The 3,185-nt window shown below is 39.2% G+C and carries 3 protein-coding genes; all 3 read right to left on the bottom strand.

Annotated elements, in window-relative coordinates:
• Positions 1 to 309 precede the first annotated feature (309 nt).
• From BM184_RS15085 to istA, 3 genes are read right to left on the bottom strand one after another with little or no spacing between them, the layout of a single operon-like run.
• Positions 310 to 618: a hypothetical protein gene (locus tag BM184_RS15085; protein ID WP_086942389.1), complete on the bottom strand. Its 309-nt coding sequence runs from the start codon at positions 616 to 618 to the stop codon at positions 310 to 312.
• Between the two features lie 28 nt (positions 619 to 646).
• Positions 647 to 1,396, bottom strand: a complete 750-nt coding sequence (istB, locus tag BM184_RS15080; RefSeq protein ID WP_086942388.1) for an IS21-like element helper ATPase IstB — start codon at positions 1,394 to 1,396, stop codon at positions 647 to 649.
• Between the two features lie 3 nt (positions 1,397 to 1,399).
• Complete coding sequence (gene istA / locus BM184_RS15075) at positions 1,400 to 2,941, bottom strand: IS21 family transposase (RefSeq protein ID WP_093365138.1); 1,542 nt, start codon at positions 2,939 to 2,941, stop codon at positions 1,400 to 1,402.
• Positions 2,942 to 3,185 lie beyond the last annotated feature (244 nt).

Below are 3,185 nucleotides of genomic sequence, written 5' to 3'. Positions count from 1 at the left end.
GATTAAACGAATAATGTACGGTAGAGGAAGTCTCGAACTATTACGGGCTAAATTAATGTTTAAAATTTAAGGAAACGTCTTTTTGCGGAAGAACCTTGAATATGTACCACTAGTGCATTAATTTTTACCAGTAAGTGCATAGAATTGTACCAGTAAATGCAAAGCGTTTACCACTTCAAATGTCGCAAGCGACAAATGATGACCTTAAGGTCAACAAAGAGCCACTCCATATGATTCAGGAGCGGCTCTTTGTTGATCTCTGATAAATTTCTACCTACAAAACTTAACCGACATCATTGAGTGGAGTTACTATAGCCATTTCATCATCTCGGAAATAGGGTGAGTTTTATTCCATTCAATACGTTCTTCAATAAGACTTTTGTACTTTCTGTATGCTGAAAAATCATCAAATACTTGATAGATATCTCCCTCTAAATCAGGAAACGGGAGACGTTCTTTATCCGATAATTCATTGACTGTACGTCTTAGTGCGACGACCTGTTCTTCCAATTCAGTAGAATATTCAAATAAGGCTACAACGAAGGAAATAAGTTCATCCTCCTCAAATTGCTTATCTAACATTTCATAATAATCTTCAGTTTCATCTTCATAACGCATATTCCTTAAACCTCCTCTTAGTTGAAAACTAGTTGTGGATACCATGGCGTTCACGCATAGAAACTTTTCCATCCACGAGAATTTGATAAGAATCATGGATAATCCTATCTAAAATGGCATCAGCGATTTGTGGGTTTCCTAGTTTTGCGTGCCATCCTTCTGGATGGAACTGTGAACAGAAAATGGTTGATGCTGTTTTAAGCCGGGATTCAATTATTTCCAACAGGAAGGTCGAATTCTCTAACGAAAGATCTGTTAACAGCCATTCATCGATGATGAGTAGCTGAATTTTTTTATATTTATTGATTATTTTTCTGAAGCTGCCGTCTGCTAGGTTCTTAGAGATGGTTAATTCATCTAGTAATTCAGGAAGGCGGATGTATTTCACATTGTAGTACTGTCGGCAGGCCTGTATTCCGAAGGCATTGGCGATGTATGTTTTCCCATTCCCTGAAGCACCCATCAAAATGAGGTTATGATGATCTTCCAGATAGATTCCACTGGCTAGTTTTAAGATAAGGTTTTTATCTAGATTACGGTCCGTATGGTATTCGATGTCTTCAATGCTAGCAGTAGAATTTCTAAAGTTTGCGGCTTTAATCAGCCGTTGTAGTTTGTTATTTTTTCGCCGAGAATACTCCAAGTCAACCATGAGGTTGAAACGGTCTTCAAAGCTCATTGCTTGATAATCTTTATTGGTCATCTGTTCATGATAGGATTCAAGCATTCCTGAAAGTTTTAATTCAGCTAACTTAGCTGATGTTTGCTCATTTAACATATATTATTTCCCTCCAAAATAGGACGCGCCGCGAGTGAATCCGTGCGTCTGTATACTAGTAGATTCAGCATTTGATTGGTTGGCTGCTTTCTTCTGCTTATTGTTCTTTAGAATGGTCTGGATACTTTTAACAGAAGGCGAAGAGGCTAAACTTAACGCTGTGGAACATGCCGATTCTATTTCCTCTTTTGAATATTTTTTACCAAAGCTTTTTAGAGACATGATGGACTTTAAAGCTTGCTTTTCATTTTGATAATGGTCCAAAAGGTATTGAACAACCTTGACTGTCGAAGAACCGACGGTTTCACCCCATTCTATGGACGATTCTGGGGTATGATCGACGTACATTTTGTGGTTATCTGGCATGTGGTCTCTTACGGTCGAGTGCTGTCCAAATTTCCCTTGTAGACGTTTATGTGTTGCGATTCGCATGGAATTAAAATATAGTTCAATTAGATTCTCTGTCATCCGGATATCTATATTTTGTTGAATGTATTCGTATGGGACGGAATAAAACATGCTTTCAACCGAGACGTGGTAGTTTAGTTGAACCTTTGCTTTTTTCCAGACAGACATCTTATAAGGTGCCAGTGGAAGAGGATTAAGTGCGAATTTTTCCTCTTCCTCGAAGGCACTGATTCTGGATCCTGGTTTCTTGGTGAACGGTCGTTCATTGAATTCTTGTAGCTTCTTTCTGATTTCATGATTTAAATCTTCAATTGTAAAGCAATGAGTGTTGCGTAAAGCAGCTATAATCCAGGTTGAGATGACACCAACACTGCCTTCGACACTGGCTTTATCCTTCGGTGTGGAAACTCGCGCAGGTAAAATAATGGACCCGTAATGTTCCCCGAGCTCTCGATAGGATTCATTAAGGATCACATCGATACCCTCATTCTTTTTGACACCCGTTTTTAAATTATCCGGGACAATTATATCGGTTGAACCACCAAAGTATTCAAACGCATGATTATGAGCCGCAATCCAAGCCACTGATTTCATCGTCAAGAATGCTTCCGCATAAGCCAATTGGCTGCACGGCAAAGCCGCCACAAAGACATAAGCTTTTATTTTTTCTCCAGTATCTCGATCTACGACATAAGCTGTAGACCCCGCCCAATCCACTTCCATAATTTCTCCGGGCTTCCGACGGATGCGCATGGTAGCCTTATACTTTCTCGCAAAGGCATTATAGTAATCACAAAATGAGCGATAAGCATAAGGGATTTTCCCGCTTGTCCTGCACTCTGTTTCGTATTCCTTATGAAGAAGTGCCAAGGTTACGTTTGGTTTCGCAAGTTCTTTGTGAACCTTTTCGAAATCAGGTAAATGTCTCCCTTTAGCCTCTAATTGCTTTTCCGGAAACAAGAATTCCCCTAACCACTGATCGGTCATCTCTTCTGATAGTGGCACTACTATCCCTTTTTCCTCAGCCTTCCTGATAACCTCTGTAACTTTTTGACGAGAGTTTCCGATTGCTGCAGCTATACTGCGAATACTGATTCTCTCACCATGCATTTCCAGTATCCTTCGATAATGAAACATAATAAAAATACCTCCTGTAAAGTAAATGTCACACCCTGAGGTGTGCACCTACATTATACAAGAGGTATTTGTGGTAAACTGCTTCGCATTTAGTGGTACATTTCTTTGCCGAGCCTGGTAAAAATTATTGCAGAGGTGGTACATTTTAAAGGTTCTTCCGCAAAAAGACGTTTTTAATTGTGGAATTAATACATTGTTTTTATAATTAGATTGAATGAACAGTAGGGAGATTATTGAAGAGAAG

Origin of the sequence: Trichococcus pasteurii (genome assembly GCF_900112935.1) — a bacterium.
Lineage (GTDB): Bacteria > Bacillota > Bacilli > Lactobacillales > Aerococcaceae > Trichococcus > Trichococcus pasteurii.
Note: the sequence above shows the minus strand (reverse complement) of the source record. Positions and strands in the feature narration are given on the sequence as shown.

Excerpts from the sequence above, each read along its gene's own strand:
- BM184_RS15085 (WP_086942389.1), bottom strand. The coding sequence starts at position 618 with ATGCGTTATGAAGATGAAACTGAAGATTATTATGAAATGTTAGATAAG.
- istB (WP_086942388.1), bottom strand. The coding sequence starts at position 1,396 with ATGTTAAATGAGCAAACATCAGCTAAGTTAGCTGAATTAAAACTTTCA.
- istA (WP_093365138.1), bottom strand. The coding sequence starts at position 2,941 with ATGTTTCATTATCGAAGGATACTGGAAATGCATGGTGAGAGAATCAGT.